Origin of the sequence: Campylobacter sp. US25a (genome assembly GCF_004379075.1) — a bacterium.
GTDB lineage: Bacteria > Campylobacterota > Campylobacteria > Campylobacterales > Campylobacteraceae > Campylobacter_D > Campylobacter_D jejuni.
This window is the reverse complement of sequence record NZ_RYYM01000159.1, coordinates 1-238: the sequence shown is the minus strand read 5'-3', so window position 1 is coordinate 238 and position 238 is coordinate 1. Positions and strand designations below refer to the sequence as shown.

Annotated in this window: 1 protein-coding gene; it reads left to right on the top strand. The window is 59.7% G+C overall.

From position 1 onward, the window contains the following. On the top strand, positions 1 to 238 hold a 238-nt coding region (locus ELQ12_RS10130; RefSeq protein ID WP_208379413.1), incomplete at both ends, for a hypothetical protein.

Genomic DNA, 238 nt, shown 5'->3' with positions numbered 1-238 from the left:
GTACGGGCATCCGTCATCTCGGCCCGGAATTGGTCTCCCTGCTATCGCATTACCCGAACGTGCTTGCCTGGGTCAATGGACACGTGCATGCGAACAACATCACCGCACACCACCATGCTCTCGATGCCCGTCGCAGCTGGTGGGAGATCAACACGGCTTCCCACGTCGACTTTCCCCAGATGGCCCGCATCATCGAGCTTGCCGACAATCGCGACGGCACCGTGAGCATCTTTACCAC